The sequence below is a fragment of the Brachybacterium sp. NBEC-018 genome (genome assembly GCF_024860185.1).
GTDB classification, from domain to species: Bacteria; Actinomycetota; Actinomycetes; order Actinomycetales; family Dermabacteraceae; genus Brachybacterium; species Brachybacterium rhamnosum.
Genome location: NZ_CP100650.1, coordinates 31,213 through 47,519 on the forward strand (window position 1 = coordinate 31,213; position 16,307 = coordinate 47,519).

The window sequence follows — 16,307 nt, forward strand, 5'->3', positions numbered from 1 at the left end:
CGACGATGACCCGCACCCCCGCCCAGGCCCCCGATCCCACCGCCCGGCCCGTCCTGCAGTCCCTGCGCGAGGCGCTGCCGGAGCTGCCCGCGACGATGCGCCGCGCGGGCGAGGCGATCCTCGAGGACCCGCTCACCGCCGGCTCCGCGAGCATCACCGCGATCGCGGAGCGCTCCGGCGTGAACCCGGCGACCGTGTCCCGGCTCGCCGCGCGCCTGGGCTTCGGCGGCTACCCCGAGCTGCGCTCCGCGATCGCGCTCGAGAACGGCCGCAACGCGCAGTCCGACTGGGAGCGGGACATCGGCGGCGCGATCTCCCCGGAGGACTCCGCCGCGGAGGTGCTGTCCACCCTCGCCGGCGCCGCCGCCCGCGCGCTGCGGGACGCTACCGCGGTGATCGACGTGGCGCAGGTGGAGCGCGCCGCCCGCGCGATCGCCGGGGCGGAGCGGGTGCACCTGCACGGCGACTGGGGCGACGCGATCGCGATCCGCGAGCTGCACATCCGCCTGCAGCGGATCGGCGTCGCCGCCTGGTTCCTCGAGGGCGGCCCGTCGGCCCTCCACGCCCTCGCCGGGACCTTCACCGACCGGGACGTGCTCGTGGTGCTCAGCCGCTCCGGGGAGGACGGGACGGCGACCTCGCTGCTGGCCGAGGCCCGCGCCGCCGGCGCCGCGACCGTCGGCCTCCACGGCCTCCCCGGCGGCGCCATCGAGCGCGCCGCGGAGATCGGCGTGTTCACCGGCATCCGCAACGGCGAGGTATGGACGCAGTACTACTCCGGCCGCGCGAGCGACACGCTCGTGGCGAGCCTGCTGTGGGTGCTCGTCGCCCAGCTGCGCTCCGCGGACGACTCCCGCCGCTTCATCGACACCGGCGTGCTCGGCGACCCCCGCTGAGCTCCGCTCCCCTCTGCGTATCCCCCACCCCGAAAGGCCCTCCCCCGTGATCGACGAGACCCTCCGCACCGACATCGCCGTGCTGGGAGGCGGCCTGGCCGGCATCTGCGCCGCCGTCGCCGCCGCCCGCCGCGGGCGCCGGGTGGTGCTCGTCCAGAACCGCCCCGTGCTGGGCGGGAACTCCTCGAGCGAGGTGCGCGTGTGGGTGTGCGGCGCGACCGCGCACGGCATCCATCTCTTCGCCCGCGAGACCGGGATCATGGGCGAGCTGTTCGTCGAGAACCAGTTCCGCAACCCCGAGGGCAACCCCTATTACTGGGACCTCCTGCTGCTCGAGACCGTGCGCGCGGAGCCGAACATCACCCTGCTGCTGAACACGGAGATCACGGAGGTCGAGGCCGACGGTCCCGCCGATGCCCGCGTGGTCCGCCGGGTGCACGGCTGGACCAGCGGCTCCGAGCGCCGCGTGACCCTCGAGGCACCCACCTTCATCGACTGCACGGGCGACGGCCTGCTGGGCGCCCTCGCCGGGGCGCAGCACATGACCGGCCGTGAGCCGCGGGAGCAGTTCGGGGAGTCCTGGGCCCCGGAGGTGCCGGACCAGAACATGCTGGGCAGCACGATCCTCTTCTACGCGAAGGACACGGGCGTGCCCTCGAAGTTCGTGACCCCGGCCTTCGCGGTCGACGTCGCCGCGGCCGGCATCCCCGAGCACCGCGTGATCCGCCAGGACATGAACGGCTGCGCCTTCTGGTGGATCGAATGGGGCGGCGAGCTGGACGTCGTCCACGACAACGAGCGGATCCGGGACGAGCTGCAGGGCGTCTGCTACGGGCTGTGGGACCACATCAAGAACTCCGGCGAGTTCGACGCGGAGACCCTCACCCTGGAGTGGGTGGGCGCCGTGCCCGGCAAGCGCGAGTACCGCCGCTTCGTGGGCGAGAAGGTGCTCACCCAGGCGGACGTCCTCGAGCAGCCGGAGGTCGAGGACAGGATCGGGTTCGGCGGCTGGTCGATCGACCTGCATCCCCCTGGCGGCGTCTACGCCACCGAGCCCGGGTCCCGGCACTGGCACCCCGACGGGAACTACCACCTGCCCCTGCGCAGCCTGTTCTCCGCGAACGTCGAGAACATGTGGATGGCCGGGCGGAACATCAGCGCGAGCCACGTCGCCTTCGGTTCCACGCGCGTCATGGCGACCTGCGCGGTGCTCGGCGAGGCGGCGGGGATCGGCGCGGCCCTCACCCAGGAGCTGGGGGTGCCCGCTGCCGCCCTCGCCCACGAGGAGGTGGTGACGCTGCGCCGGGCGATGCTGCGGGCGGACGCCTCCGTGCTCGGCATCGAGCAGGACGACCCCGCGGATCTCGCCCTGCAGGCTGAGGTCCGAAGCTCCTCCGTGCTCGACTCCCTCGCCTCGACGCGCCGGCGTGGGCCGCTGCCGCTCGAGCACGACCTCGCGCTCGTGCTCCCGGCGGATCCCGCGATCGACGGGGTGGACGTGCTCGTGGACGCCGAACGGCCCTCCGAGCTGCGCGCCGCCCTGCATGCGACGTCGAAGCCGCAGAACTACCTGCCGGCGGAGCTGGTCGAGGAGGTCACGGCGCCGGTCCCCGCCGGCCGCTCCTGGGTGCACCTCCCCCTTGCCTGGGCGCCGGGCGGGGCCCGCAACGGTGTGCTCGTGCTGCATGCCGCGGCGGGCCTGTCCCTCCACGAGGGCGAGGCCGCCGCGCCCGGCACGGTCACCCTGATCCACCGCGACATGCCCGAGGCCGAGCGCTACACCGAGCAGTGGCGGCCCTGGAAGGAGACCCTCCACGGCACCGGTATCTGCTTCCGTCTCTCCGGGTTGACGGCCGCGTTCCGCGCCGAGCAGGTGCGCGGCGGGTACGCGCGACCCTACGGCGGGCCGAACCTGTGGGCCTCCGCCCCCACCGCGGAGGACCCGCAGCCCTGGGTGGAGCTCGCCTGGGAGCAGGCCCGGCAGGTGCGGCAGGTGGACGTGATCCTCGACGACGACGTCAACGAGGACCTCATCAACCTCCACCACCACCGCACGGCCGCGGAGGTCATGCCGACCCTCGTGCGCTCCGCCCGGCTCGAGGCGCACGACGGCGGAGACGTGCGGGTGCTCGCCCGGCTCGAGGACAACCGCCGGCGCCGCTGGAGCGTGCGGCTCGACGAGGCGGTGGCGACGCGCGCGCTGCGGCTCGTCGTCGAGGACACGAACGGCGCGCCCTCCGCGCACGTGGTGAACCTGCGGGTCTACGCAGACTGAACAGGACCAGCGGGGCCGACGGGACCGGGGAGAGGCGCCGCCGTCAGGCTCGGGCGGCGAGATCCCCGATCCGCCCGGCCGCGTCGTACAGCGCCCGGTGCGCGGGTCGCAGCGCCGCGTAGGCCTGCGCCGCGGCCGGATCCGGGACGGTGAGCTCGCCGTCGCGCTCGGCGAGCGGGGCGATGTCGTGATCCAGTCCCAGCGCCTCGGCGCCCGCGATCGCGGTGCCCAGCAGCGTCGCGTCGGCCCCCGGCGTTGAGAGCGAGCGGACGGGGCGGCCGGTGACGTCCGCGAGGATCCGTCGCCACGGTGCGGAGGCCGCTCCCCCGCCGACGACCGTGAGCTCCTCGCCCGCTCTCGCGGGATCCAGCGCATGGGACAGGGCGAGGGCGACGCCCTCGAGCGTGCCCGCGTAGAGCTCCGCAGGCCCGGTGGCGGCGTGAAGGCCCAGCACGGCGCCGCGCAGGGCGTCGTCCCGCACCGGGAACCGCTCCCCTCCGAGGGAGGGCAGGACCAACAGGCCCGTGGGCCCCCGGCCGTGGGTCCGCTCGCGCTCGGCGAGGAGCGAATCGGCGGCCTGCGCATCCCGGCCGCCCAGATACGCGTCCCGCGCCCAGGCGGCGGCCGCTCCGCCGGCGAGCACGGCGGAGATCAGCAGCTCGTCCTCCCCGAGGGCGAGACGGTGCGAGGCACCCTGCGAGGCATCCGGGGTGGTGGCGGGCGGGCGGATGCTCGCGATCCAGCCGCTCGTGCCGAGCGACGCGTGGTCCGTGCCCGTCGCGGTCCCGGTGACGCCGAGGGCCGCGGCGCCCGCGTCCCCCGGGGCGAGCACGATCGGCACGCCCGCCTCGAGTCCCAGCAGGTCACGGGCACGGGCATCGGTGCGACCCACCGCCTGGCCATGCCCGCGCGTGAGGCGCGGCAGCAGTGCCGGATCCAGGTCCGCCGCCCGTGCCACGCCCGGGTGCCAGTCCCTCGTCGTCCCATCGAGCAGGCCCGTGGTCGACGCGGTCGTCAGGTCGCACCAGAGGCCCGCGCCGAGGCGGGCAGCGAGGTGGCCGGCAGGGCCGAAGGTCAGCCCGTACGCCCGGGCGGTGGTCTCCGGCTCCGTGCGAGCGAGGCGGCGGAACATGGCCGCACAGCTGCTCGGATCCTGCCGGTTGCCGGTGACGGCGTCCCAGTCCGTGCCCTCCACGGCGAGGGCGGCGCGGAGCTGCTGGGCATCCGGGGCGGCGCGCTGGTCCGTGTAGAGCACGGCCGGGCGCAGGGCCCCGTGCTCGCCCTCGAGGACGAGGTCCTGCATCTGGCCCGTGAGGCACAGGGCCGCGACCTCGATGCCGGCGGTGCTGGCCTGCCCGATCGCGGTGCGGGCCGCGCGGCGCCAGTCCTCCGGGTCCTGCTCCGCACCGCCGCCCGGCAAGGACGTGGTGGCGTAGGCGGCGCTGCCCACGGCGAGGGTGCGCCCGTCCAGGTCGACCAGCGCCGCCTTCGCCGAGGAGGTGCCGAGGTCGAGGCAGAGCAGGCCGATCATGAGCCCAGAGTAAGCAGGTCACGTGAGGGATCGGAGCGACGTCCCAGGGCCGGGGCCGCAGACGCGCCGGGCACCGAACCTGGGCACGGCTGTCCACAATCCCGCCGAGTCCGTGGCGCCGCGCGGGCCCGTCTGCTTGGGTGGGCGGAATCTGTTGCACGTCGAAAGGCCCCGCATGACCCGCCGCCTCCTCACCGCCTCCGCGGCCGCCGCGCTCGTCCTCGGGCTCGCCGCCTGCGGCGATGACACCGGCGGCACCATCACGGACCCGCCCTCCACCATCGCCACCGGCGCCAGCGACGACGGCGGAGCCTCCGACGGGGGCGGGACAGGCGCGTCCGACGGCGGCGGCAGCACCGGTGGAGTCTCCGACGACGGCGGCAGCACCGAGGCTGCGCCTGATATCCCCGCCCCGGACCCGGCCGACTACCCGGGGATGGACGAGGAGACCGACGAGGGGGCGGAGCAGGCGTTCAAGTACTACGTAGACGTCACGATCTGGGGGTTCCAAACCGGGAACACCGAAACCCTTGAAAGATCTACATCGGACGATTGCGAGGGGTGTCAGGAGATTATCGGCGACATTGAGGCGCACAAATCAGCCGGTAGGTATTGGTCTAGCGTCGAAACCGAACAACTCAGACTTGAGACGATCGACTTCGACGGCTACAACACGGCAGTGAACTACGGCCTGTCCGTTTCGGCACACACTGAGCCCAACCTCGAGACCGGAAAGTCCACTCAGCGAAACGAAACTCTATACTCTTTTGCAGGTGGACTGAACTGGGTAAGCGATCACTGGGAGCTGGCCGATGTCTCGGTCGAGAGTGACGAAAGCTAGCCTCAGCAGGCGCGTCGTCGCCTGCATGATCGCTCTTCTGATATTTCTACTCGGCTCAAGCCTGCAGGCAGAAATGGCGCGGGCCGACATCACGACCACGAGCGATAAGAGTGGATTCCGCTCCGAAGCGAAGAGCGGCCTCTCTGCAATTAAGTATCTTGCCGGCCTCTTCTCGGACGAAGTTGAGGGCGTCAACGCCAAAGACCTGCCTCCGTTCTTCTTTACCTCAAAGGCCGTTAAGGGAGGCGGAGGCTACAACTGCACTGGGCTCGCCAGAGGGGGTCAAAACTGCTCAATCCCATCTGGTCAATGCCAGAGTGGGGCGAACTACTCGACCGCGTCGGGAGATTTCGTCGCCGATCCTGCCCGTGGCAACCGAGGCTCTACCGGCACCGACATGGTGACGGTCGCTCGAGAAAGGGTCGAGAGAGCGACGGGTAACCGCCAGTTCCTCGGATACGGGTGCCAGGAGCGCGGGCAGATCGGCTCGAACACCACTCAACCGGCCGCAGCTCCCATCGTGATCACCGTGACCCGCGAGGACTTCGCGAAGCTGCCCGTCAAGCCTGCGGTGGCTCACGCCGGCCCGAGCGACGGCTGGCTGCCTGCCGGCATGCCCAACGTGCTGCACGCGGAGTCTGAGCCCCAGGTCCTCGACACCACCCTCCTCGACACCCCGGTCTCAGTCCGCGCCACCGCACAGAGCTATCACTGGGACCTCGGCGACGGGAACACGATCGACACCGAGAAGCCGGGCAAGCCCTACCCCTCGGAGGAGATCAGCTCCACCTACGCCTACGAGGGCTGGTACGACGTCACGCTCACCACCACCTTCACCGGGGAGTTCTCCGTCAACGGCGGCGAATGGCAGCCCATCGACGGCACGATCGAGGTCGAGTCCGAGCCGATCGCGATCTACTCCAAGTCCCTCGAGTCCCGACTCGTCGACGGCGACAAGGCGCCCGACGAGAGCGAGGACCCATGGAAGCCCGAGCGCTCCTCCTCGACCGACGGCCCACAGGACCCCGAAGCGACGCACCGCAAGATCTGACCGCAGGCCGGCCTGCGCACCCGCTGCTGGCGGGGCGCGGGTCGCGCGATGTCGTAGCACCACCTCTTGACTACGTAGTCAGCCGGTGTCTAGGCTCCCGGCAACATGGCCGACCACCAATGAAGGAGGTGCCGTGACTGCTGATCCCATGAGCCGCAGAACCCGCCGGGGCACCTCGATGATGGACGTCGCGGCGCACGCCCGGGTCTCCCAGAAGACCGTCTCCCGCGTCGTCAACGGCGAACCCCACGTGCGCGAGGAAGTGCGGGAACGCGTCCTCCGCTCGATCCAGGAACTGGACTTCCGACCGAACGCCGCCGCACGCTCGCTCGTCACCCGCCGCACGCGGCGGATCGGGGTGGTCGCCCTCGGCACCACCTTGCACGGACCGACCTCCGCCCTGGCCGCCCTCGAATCCGTCGCAAGGGCAGACCGGTACTCGCTGAGCGTCATGCGCACGGAGTCGACGGACCGCGACGAGATCCAGCGCGCCGTGGACACGCTCCTCGACGACGGTGCGGAAGGCATCGTGCTCTCCGAGCCGATGCACCTCGAGGGTGCGCCGCTGCGGATCCGTGAGGACGTCGCCGTCCTGACACTCGGGGCGCGCGGGCTCACCGCACGACCGGATGAGCTCGTGGTGGGCGCCGATGAGGCAGCCGGAGGACGTCTCGCCGCGGAGCACCTCCTCGACCTCGGGCATCGCACGGTCCACCACATCGCCGGGCCGGAGGCATGGATCTCGAGCCAGCTGCGTCGCGAGGGCTGGCGCTCCGTGCTCTCCGAGCACGACGCCGAGATCCCGGAGGTCGTCCACGGCGATTGGTCCCCGGGCAGCGGATTCGAGGCGATGACCCGTCTCCTGGCCCTGCCCATCACACCCACGGCTGTGTTCGTCAGCAACGACCAGATGGCGATCGGGGCGCTCTCCGCACTGCAGCACGCCGGGCTCTCGAGCCCGGCGGACGTGAGCATCGTCGGCTTCGACGACATCGACGTCGCGGAGTTCCTGCCCACGCCGCTCACCACGCTCCGACAGGAGTTCGCGGTCGCGGCGCATCAGGGCATGAACCAGCTCATCGCGGCGATCGACGGCGCCGAGCCGCGCCGCACCCAGGACCTCGTGCCGTTGTCGTTCGTGCATCGATCGACCACGGCTCCCCCTCGACCGGCCACCTCCCGGTAGGTCGTCCCGGCGCCTCTGCCACCCGCAGATCCGGCGTCCGCCTCATCGCCGCCACCACCCCTCGGCGGTTGCTTGTGCCCCGCATTGACAGCGTAGTCAGGAGTGCATTCCATGTCCCCACGCACCGTCGGACGATCGGCTCGGCCACGGCCCCCGATCCCTCTCGAGCCCTCACCACCCGCCCTCGGCCGATCACGACTCTCCCCAGCCCGCGGCCTCCGCCGTCGGGACCTGCTCCGAGCCGGCGCCCTCACCGCCGCAGGAGCCGGCATCGCCGGGACGCTCGGCGCCTGCGCGAGCAGCCCGAGCGCCGCGATCGCATCGGGCCGGGTCCCGCTCAGCCTCTGGACCCATGACGACGGCTACATCGACTTCTTCACCGAGGCGGTCCCCGTCGCCGAGGACAGCTCCGACTTCACCTACGACGTCTCCGTCACCAAGATCGGGGCGGCGGATCTCGTCACCAAGCTCATCGCCCAGGCGGTCGCGGGCACCGGCATCCCGGACGTCGCCGGACTCGAGATCGGTGCCTTCTCCCGGATGCTCCGCGGCGAGATCGCCCCCGAGCTGCTGGTGGACCTCTCCGAGGACGTCCAGTCCTACGCCGATGACCTCATCGCCGCGCGGCTCACGCCGTTCAGCAAGGACGGTGCCCTCTACGCCCTCGACTCGGACACCCCGGTCACCGTGCTGTACCACCGCTCCGACGAGTTCGACAGGCTCGGTCTCGACCCTGATTTCGGGACCTGGGAGGACTTCGCCGAGGTGGGGCGCACCCTCGCGCAGAACGAGGGGCTCTCCCTCGGCGCTGTCGCGGTGAACGACCCGGGCGGCACGGTGCAGAGCTTCCACATCCACCTGCTGCAGCGCGGCGGTGACCTCTTCGACGCCGACGGCAATGCGACCCTGCAGACCCCGGAGGCGGAGGAGGCGCTCGCCTTCCTGGTCGACGGCGTGCAGAGCGGATTCCTCACCACCGTCGCGGACATGTACGGGCCGAGCATCCAGAGCGGTCTGAAGGCCGGGAAGATCCTCGCGATCAACATGCCATCCTGGTACTCGAGCTACGGCATCCAGCCCAACGTCCCCGAGCAGGCGGGCCAGTGGCGGGTCGCCGCGCTCCCCGTCTTCGAGGGCGGGGGCCATCGCACGGGCGTGGGCGGCGGCACCGGCTTCGGTGCGCTGCGGGACAAGCCCGCGACGGCGGCAGCGAGGAACCTCGTGGTCAGCGCCTATCTGGACCCGGCGCAGCAGGTCAAGCGCTACAAGGACATGGGCTACCTGCCCACCCTGCGCTCGGTGTACGACGACCCGGAGCTCCAGGGGCTGGAGAACGAGTACTTCGGCGGCCAGAAGCTCTTCGAGGTCTTCCGCGACATCGTCGACGACGTCCCCGAGTTCCATCAGAGCGCCGACAGCTCGATCATGACCACGGTCCTGTCCGGTCACGTGCTGCGCGCCTTCAAGGGAGACGTGAGCCCCGCCCAGGCGCTCGCGGATGCCACCGACGACTTCCGTGGACAGGCGAAGGGCTGAGAGATGACCACCCAGAACTCCCCCACGATCTCTGCTCCGCAGCAGGCGCCAGCGCGCCTCGTCCCCGGCGGTGCCGCCTCGCACGACGGGGAGCGACGCCGTCGCAACCTGCGCGGCGGCGCGGCGCCCTACGCCTTCATCGCCCCGTTCTACCTGCTCTACGTGCTGTTCATGATCGTGCCGATCATCGCGGCGGTCGTCCTCAGCCTCACCGAATGGGTGGGTCTCGGGATGCCGAGGTTCGTCGGCCTCACGAACTACCTGAACCTCGCGACCGATGCGAGCTTCGCGACGGCGCTCGGCAACTCGCTGATCTACACGCTCGTCGCGGTGCTCGTCGTCGTGCCCTGCGCCCTGCTCATCGCCCAGGCGCTGAACACGAAGGGGCTGCGCTTCCGGGACCTGTTCCGCGTGGCCTTCTTCGTCCCGATGGTGCTCTCCCCGATCGTCATCGCGCTCATCTACAGCCTGATCTTCGACCGCGACTACGGGCTGCTGAACGCGACGCTCGACGCGCTGTTCGGCCTGCCGCACGTGGACTGGCTCGGGGACCCCACGCTCGCCAAGGGCGCCATCGGGTTCGTGCTGCTGTGGCGGACCGTCGGCTACCTGACGATTTTCTTCCTCGCGGCGCTGCAGAACGTCCCCGCGGAGCAGTACGAGGCGGCGGCGCTCGACGGTGCCGGGCGCCTGCGCACCTTCCTGGCGGTCACGGTCCCGGGGATCAAGCCGATCTCCGCGTTCGTCATCGTCACCTCGTTCATCGGCGCCGCGCAGCTGTTCGACGAGCCGTACCTGCTCACCAAGGGCGGGCCGGGAGAGTCGACGATCTCGGTCGCCATGTTCATCTACCGCGCCGCCTTCGAGCGCCAGCAGTTCGGCTATGCGGCGGCCGCCGGCGTGGTCCTGTTCGCCATCGTCTTCGCAGTCAGCCAGGGCCTGAACCGGCTCCTCGGCATCGGGAGGGACTCATGAGCACCATCGCCACGCCCCGCACCGGCCTCGCCCGCCGCGGCCTGCTGTACCTGACCCTCATCATGCTGCTGGTCGTGTTCATCCTGCCGCTGCTGTGGGCGCTGAGCGGGTCCTTCAAGCAGCGGGGGGACATCTTCGCGACCCCGCCGAGCCTCATCCCCGACCCCGCCACCCTGGAGAACTACCGCAACCTGCTCACCACGCAGCCGTTCTGGTCGTGGTTCGCGATCAGCATCGGCACCTCCGTGATCGCGACCGTGGTCTCGGTGTTCGTGTGCGCGATGGCCGGTTACGGCTTCGCGAAGTTCCGGTTCCGCGGCAAGCGGATCCTCTTCGCGATCATGTTCAGCTCTCTGTCGATCCCGTTCGCCGTCATCCTCATCCCGCTGTTCATCCTCGTCGTGAAGAGCGGGCTCGCGAACCCGTGGTTCGCGCTCATCGTGCCGTGGGTGGCACCGGCCTTCGGGATCTTCATGATGCAGCAGTTCATCGTGCAGGCGATCCCGGACGAGCTGCTCGAATCCGCCCGCATCGACGGCTCCGGCGAGTTCGGAACCTTCCGCCGGGTGGTGCTGCCGCTGCTGCGCCCCTCGCTCGGGGCGCTCGGCGTGTGGAGCTTCCTGCAGAGCTACAACAGCTTCATGTGGCCGCTGGTGATCATCTCGAACACGGAGCAGTTCACCCTCCCGCTGGGTCTGAACATCCTCTACGCCTCGGAGAACCGCAGCTTCGACCTGGTCCTCGCGGGCGCCGTTCTCGCCTCGATCCCCACGATCCTCGTCTTCGTGCTGCTGCGGAAGCAGCTGCTCGAGGGCCTCGTGGCGGGAGCCGTGAAGGGGTGAGGAGGAGGGCCGACGGTCGCCGCCGTCGGCCCTCCCCACCTCTCGCGTCTCCCCCCCCCTCAGCCCTGAACCGTCCCTCGAAAGGACTCCCCCATGACCCAGCTGCCCGACCACGTGCTCTTCGGCGCCGCGTACTACCACGAGTACCAGCCCACGCCCCGCCTCGAGACCGACATGCGCCAGATGAAGGAGGCCGGCTTCACCGTCATCCGCGTGGGGGAATCGGTGTGGTCCACCTGGGAGCCGGAGGACGGCGTCTTCGATCTCGAGTGGCTCGCGCCCGTGCTCGATGCCGCCCACGAGCACGGCATCCAGGTCATCCTCGGCACCCCCACCTATGCCGCGCCGATGTGGCTGGTGCGACAGGTGCCGGAGATCAACGTCGAGCGCAGCAGCGGGCAGCGCATGGGCTGGGGCGCACGGCAGGAGATCAACTACGCGCACCCCGCCTTCCTCTTCCACGCCGAGCGGCTGATCCGGAGGATCGTCGCCCGCTACGCCGAGCATCCCGCCGTGATCGGCTACCAGGTGGACAACGAGCCGGGGAACGAGATCTTCGCGAACGACCAGGTGTTCCAGAAGTTCGTGGACCATCTGCGCCGCACCTACGGCACCGTCGAGGACCTCAACCGCGAGTGGGGCCTGACCTACTGGTCCCACCGCCTGAGCGACTGGGCGGACCTCTGGCGGCCCGACGCGAACGTGCAGCCCCAGTACACGCTCGCCTGGCGCCGGTTCCAGGCGAGCCTCACCACCGACTTCATCGGATGGCAGGCGGAGGTGGTGCGCGAGCACGCCCGCGAGGGGCAGTTCGTCACCACCTGCATCTCCTACGACCGGCCGACGCTGGACGAGGAGAAGGTGGCGCGCTCGCTCGACGTCACCGCGGGGAACCCCTACTACCGGATGCAGGACTCCTTCGCTCTCCCCAGCACCGGCAAGGACGCCCAGTTCTGGACCACCACCGGGGTGTGGTCGCTGTTCACGCACGCGGATCGCATGTACGGGACCAAGCAGGCGCCGTTCCTCGTGACGGAGACGAACGCGCAGGCCATCGGGTTCCCGTGGATGAACGAGCCCGCGTTCGACGGTCAGTGGCGCCAGGCCGCGTGGGCGCTCGTCTCCCGGGGCGCCGCGATGATCGAGTACTGGCACTGGCACACCCTCCACGCCGGCGCGGAGACCTACTGGGGCGGGATCCTCCCCCACTCCCAGGAGCCCGGGCGCGTCTACCGCGAGCTCGCCCGCATCGGCGAGGAGCTCCGCGCGGCCGGCGCCTCCGTCACCGGGCTCACGCCCCATGCCGATGTCGCCCTGCTCTTCGACAACCCCAGCAAGTGGGCGGCCGCCCAGTACCCGGCGCTCGCGGATGCGGACGGGGGCCCGGATCGTCGCGCGTTCCAGACCGTCTACGAGGCGTTCTCCCGCGGCGTGATCGAAGCGGGCCTCCAGGGCAACGCCGTGCACATCGACCAGCTGCGCGAGCAGACCCCGGCGCAGTTCGCGGAGAAACGACCCGTGCTCGTCGTCCCCTCCTTCACGATCGCGACCGACGAGGACCTCACCTGGCTGCGCGACTATGCGGAGGCCGGCGGCCATCTCGTGCTCGGGATCCGCACCGGGTACGAGGACCAGGAGGGACGGGCCCGCCTCGAGCGCAAGCCCGCCCTGCTCGATACGGCCGCCGGCGCCTGGTACGACGAGTTCAGCAACCTCCGCGCACCGCTGCCGCTCACCCTCGGCGCCGCGGCCGGCGATGCCGGCTTCGCCCTGCCCGACGATGCGACCGGCACCCTGTGGGCGGACGGCCTCCAGGTCACCGACGAGCAGACGCAGGTGCTCGCCGGGTACGACCACCCCCACTACGGCCGCTGGCCCGCCGTCACCACCCGCGAGCACGGGACGGGCCGCGTCACCACCGTGGGCACCGTGCCCGATCAGCCGCTCGCCGCCGCCCTCATGGACTGGGCCGTGCGGGTGGGCGGCGGGTCGCCCGCGTGGCGCCCCGCGACGACCAGCCAGACCGTCTCGAGCTCCACCAACGGCGCCGGCGAGCAGGTCCACGTCATCCACAACTGGTCGTGGGAGCCGAGCACCTTCCCGCTGCCCGCCGCCGCCCGGGACGCCGTGAGCGGCGACCTGCTGGACGAGGGCACTCAGCTCGAGCTCGGCGCGTGGGACGTGCGGGTGGTGATCGCGACTGACTGAGCGCAGGGCGATGGGCGCTTTCCCAGAGGTGTGGGTGCTGCGGCGTTCCAGGAGTGGCGCAGAACCGAGCCATTGCCTGACCTGCACCTTCGCTGCTGACACCATGGCTCGTTTCGCGACCATCCTGGGAGCATCTCCGTACACGGCCCCGTGCTCGGCGGCGCTCAGACGCCCCGTAGGCTCGCGCCGGTGACATCTCCGGCGATGAAGGAGCATCCGAGCATGGGCACCTCGACCTCACGGACCACGACCCCCGACGCGATCTGGCCAGCACCCGCCGGCTCCGGCGGCAAGACGCCTGACTGGGCGTTCCTCCGCCACGAGGTCGTGCTCGATCGCGACGTGGAATCGGCGAAGCTGTACCTCGCGGCGTCGTCGCCGGAGCCGGGCCGGCAGTTCGTCGCCCGCGTGAGCGTCAACGGCAGCGAGCTGGGGCAGGGGCCCGTGCGCGCAGTGGCCGGGGAGCATCGTGTCTCCTGCTTCGATGCGACGGACGCGCTGGTCCCGGGGCCGAACGCGATCGGCGTGGTGGCGTGGACGCTCGAGGACCACCGGGTCCGGGTCGAGTTGCAGGTCCGCTTCTGCGACGGCACATCGGCCAGCGTCGGCTCCTCCGAAGCGTGGCGCGGGCTGCCCGGCGAGCGGGCCTACCGCCCGTCGGGCAGCATCGGCACGCACTACTTCGTCGCCCCGCAGGAGCATCTGGTGGGCCGCGAGTACCCGTGGGGCTTCGATCAGCCCGGCTTCGACGACAGTGCCTGGGCCCCGGCGGCCACCAAGGAACCCTTCACGACGCTCGTGCCGGATCCCACGGCGACGGTCACGACCTGCGAGGCCGCACCGGTGGGCATCGCCGCCGTCGGCCCGGGGACGTTGCGCTTCGACTTCGGCGGGACGTATGTGGGCGGGCTGTCCCTGTCGGGTCTCGGCAGGCCCGCGCAGCTGACACTCCGCTTCGGCGAGCTGCTCGACGAGCACGGCCGGGTGCGCGCGCACATGGCGACCGGCAACCATTACGAGGACCGCTGGGAGCTCGACGGGCACGAGCCGCAGATCCGCACCTGGGGGCTGCGGGTGTTCCGGTACCTCGAGATCGACGGCCTCCCGCCCGAGGCGGCGGAGTCGGTGCGGGCGCTCGGGCACGTGCATCCGCTCGGCGAGCGCACCCGGTTCCGCACCGATGATCCGCGGCTGCGGCGGGTGCTGGACCTGTGCGAGCACACGATGGTGCAGACCAACGGCCCGCTGCTCGTGGACTCCTGGAGCCGCGAGCGGGAGCCCTACGAGGCGGATGCCTACCTGCAGGCGAAGGCGAATGCGGCGCTCAGCGCGGAGCAGGAGCTCGCCGGATATTCACTGGACTATCTGCTGCAGCGGCGCACCTGGCCCACCGAGTGGCCGTTCTATCTGGTGCTCCTCGCCGCGGAGCACGCCGAGCGCGGCGGTGACCTCGACGCCCTCGCCGCCCGGCGCGACCAGCTCGCCGCCCTGCTGCCCACGGACTGGATCGATCCGGCGACGGGCCTGATCCGCAAGCTCCACGGCAGCGACGGGAGCGCCAGCGTGGTCGACCACGACATCGTGGACTGGCCGCCGTCGGAGCGGGACGGCTACCTGTTCGGCCCCGTGAACACGGTCGTCAACGCCGTGGCGCACGGGGCGTTCGCGGCGATGGCGCGGATCGACGAGCTGCTGGGCCACCCGGATGCGCCGGTGCACGCGGAGCATGCGCGCCGTCTGCGGGAGGCGATGAACGCGCTGCTGTGGGACGAGGAGGCCGGCACCTTCGTCGACGGGCTCGACGCGGGCGGCACCCCGCTCCCCCACGCGGCCGCGCACGCCGGTGCGTTCGCCTCGGCCCTCGGCGTCTCGGATGCCGACCGCGCCGCCCGGATCGCCGAGCACCTGGCCCCGCTCGGCATGCCCGTCAGCGTCTACGCGGCGCCGTTCCTGCTGCGGGCGCTGCTGCGCGGCGGCAGGGCCGACGCCGCGTTCGACCTGCTCGTCGGGGCCGGGGACCGCTCCTGGCTCGGCATGATCGAGGCGGGTGCGGGCGCGACGATGGAGGCCTGGAACGAGCAGGTGAAGCCCAACGTCTCCTGCGCGCACCCGTGGGGCGCCTCCCCGCTGTTCCTCGTCGTCGAGGACCTGCTGGGCCTGCGCCCGCTCGCGCCCGGCTACACGGAGTTCGCGGTGGCGCCGCAGGTCCCTGCGCAGATCGGGCACCTCGGCGCCTCGGTGCCGACGGTCGCCGGGCTCATCGAGATCGACGTCAGCCGTGAGGCCGACGGCCGCGCCGTGCGGGTGAGCGTGCCGGAGGGCACGCGCTGCCGGCTGCGCTGGGACGGCAAGGAGCACGAGCTGGGACCGGGGCGGCACCGGGTCTCCTCCCTGCAGACACCGCCCTCCCGACCGGGCACGATGGGGTGACCTGACATCGCGAGCGGCTGCGTCGTCAGTGGGGTGTGGGCGCAGATCGGCGCCCGCAGCGGACCCTGAGGAGGGGACATGGACCACGTCAATCTCAGCAAGCTGGCACCCAAGAGCTACGAGGCGCTCGCAGCGCTCTCGGCGCAGTCGGAGGCGGAGGCCACGGCGGCGGGGCTCGACAAGAAGCTCGTGGAGCTCGTGAAGATCCGGGCCTCGCAGCTGAACGGCTGCGCGTTCTGCCTGCGCATGCACGTGCGGGACGCGAAGGCCGCCGGGGAGACGGACGATCGTCTCGCGGTGGTCGCCGCCTGGTGGGAGTCGCAGTACTTCACCGCCGAGGAGCAGGAGGCGCTGCTCATCGCGGAGCGGATCACCGGCATCGGCGACCGGCACACCGTCAGCCACGAGAAGGCGACGGGCGCGGATCTCACCCCGCAGCAGGTCGCGGCGATCTCATGGGTCGCCGTCGTCATCAACGCGTGGAACCGGGTGGCGATCGCGAGCGCCTACCCGGTCGCTCCCTGAGGCCGACCCCG

At 71.4% G+C, this 16,307-nt stretch carries 12 protein-coding genes; 11 read left to right on the top strand and 1 reads right to left on the bottom strand.

Going from position 1 to position 16,307, the window contains the following annotated elements; genetic code table 11:
• The first annotated feature begins 5 nt into the window (after positions 1-5).
• Entirely contained in the window at positions 6-896 is an 891-nt protein-coding gene (locus NLU66_RS00140) for a MurR/RpiR family transcriptional regulator (RefSeq protein WP_259360936.1), read from the top strand.
• A gap of 46 nt (positions 897-942) precedes the next feature.
• Complete coding sequence (locus tag NLU66_RS00145) at positions 943-3,171, top strand: FAD-dependent oxidoreductase (protein WP_259360937.1); 2,229 nt, start codon at positions 943-945, stop codon at positions 3,169-3,171.
• 43 nt (positions 3,172-3,214) lie between these two features.
• Here the strand turns inward: NLU66_RS00145 and NLU66_RS00150 are convergent, their stop codons facing one another.
• The gene (locus NLU66_RS00150) at positions 3,215-4,702 is read right to left on the bottom strand and encodes an FGGY family carbohydrate kinase (protein ID WP_259360938.1); all 1,488 of its coding nucleotides are present in this window, start codon (positions 4,700-4,702) and stop codon (positions 3,215-3,217) included.
• Positions 4,703-4,877: 175 nt separating this feature from the next.
• Between NLU66_RS00150 and NLU66_RS00155 the strand changes: the two genes are divergently transcribed.
• The 9 genes from NLU66_RS00155 to NLU66_RS00195 all read left to right on the top strand — a co-directional run bounded on the left by NLU66_RS00155 (position 4,878) and on the right by NLU66_RS00195 (position 16,296).
• Positions 4,878-5,543, top strand: coding sequence for a DUF6318 family protein (locus NLU66_RS00155; protein ID WP_259360939.1), 666 nt, complete (start codon positions 4,878-4,880; stop codon positions 5,541-5,543).
• 529 nt (positions 5,544-6,072) lie between these two features.
• Positions 6,073-6,594 carry a PKD domain-containing protein gene (locus NLU66_RS00160; RefSeq protein ID WP_259360940.1) on the top strand — a complete coding sequence of 174 codons (522 nt, stop codon included), beginning with the start codon at positions 6,073-6,075 and terminating at the stop codon, positions 6,592-6,594.
• A 133-nt stretch (positions 6,595-6,727) separates the two neighbouring features.
• Positions 6,728-7,780 (top strand): LacI family DNA-binding transcriptional regulator, encoded by a 1,053-nt coding sequence (locus NLU66_RS00165; RefSeq protein ID WP_259360941.1) that lies wholly within the window; start codon positions 6,728-6,730, stop codon positions 7,778-7,780.
• A 111-nt stretch (positions 7,781-7,891) separates the two neighbouring features.
• Complete coding sequence (locus tag NLU66_RS00170; protein ID WP_259360942.1) at positions 7,892-9,316, top strand: extracellular solute-binding protein; 1,425 nt, start codon at positions 7,892-7,894, stop codon at positions 9,314-9,316.
• A gap of 3 nt (positions 9,317-9,319) precedes the next feature.
• Positions 9,320-10,291 carry a carbohydrate ABC transporter permease gene (locus tag NLU66_RS00175; RefSeq protein ID WP_259360943.1) on the top strand — a complete coding sequence of 324 codons (972 nt, stop codon included), beginning with the start codon at positions 9,320-9,322 and terminating at the stop codon, positions 10,289-10,291.
• Positions 10,288-11,133 (top strand): carbohydrate ABC transporter permease, encoded by an 846-nt coding sequence (locus tag NLU66_RS00180; protein ID WP_259360944.1) that lies wholly within the window; start codon positions 10,288-10,290, stop codon positions 11,131-11,133. Before NLU66_RS00175 ends, NLU66_RS00180 begins: the two co-directional genes overlap by 4 nt.
• A 93-nt stretch (positions 11,134-11,226) precedes the next feature.
• Entirely contained in the window at positions 11,227-13,341 is a 2,115-nt protein-coding gene (locus NLU66_RS00185; RefSeq protein ID WP_259360945.1) for a beta-galactosidase, read from the top strand.
• 222 nt (positions 13,342-13,563) lie between these two features.
• Positions 13,564-15,771 carry a glycoside hydrolase family 78 protein gene (locus tag NLU66_RS00190; protein WP_259360946.1) on the top strand — a complete coding sequence of 736 codons (2,208 nt, stop codon included), beginning with the start codon at positions 13,564-13,566 and terminating at the stop codon, positions 15,769-15,771.
• Positions 15,772-15,849: 78 nt separating this feature from the next.
• Positions 15,850-16,296 (top strand): carboxymuconolactone decarboxylase family protein, encoded by a 447-nt coding sequence (locus NLU66_RS00195; protein ID WP_259360947.1) that lies wholly within the window; start codon positions 15,850-15,852, stop codon positions 16,294-16,296.
• Positions 16,297-16,307: the final 11 nt, after the last annotated feature.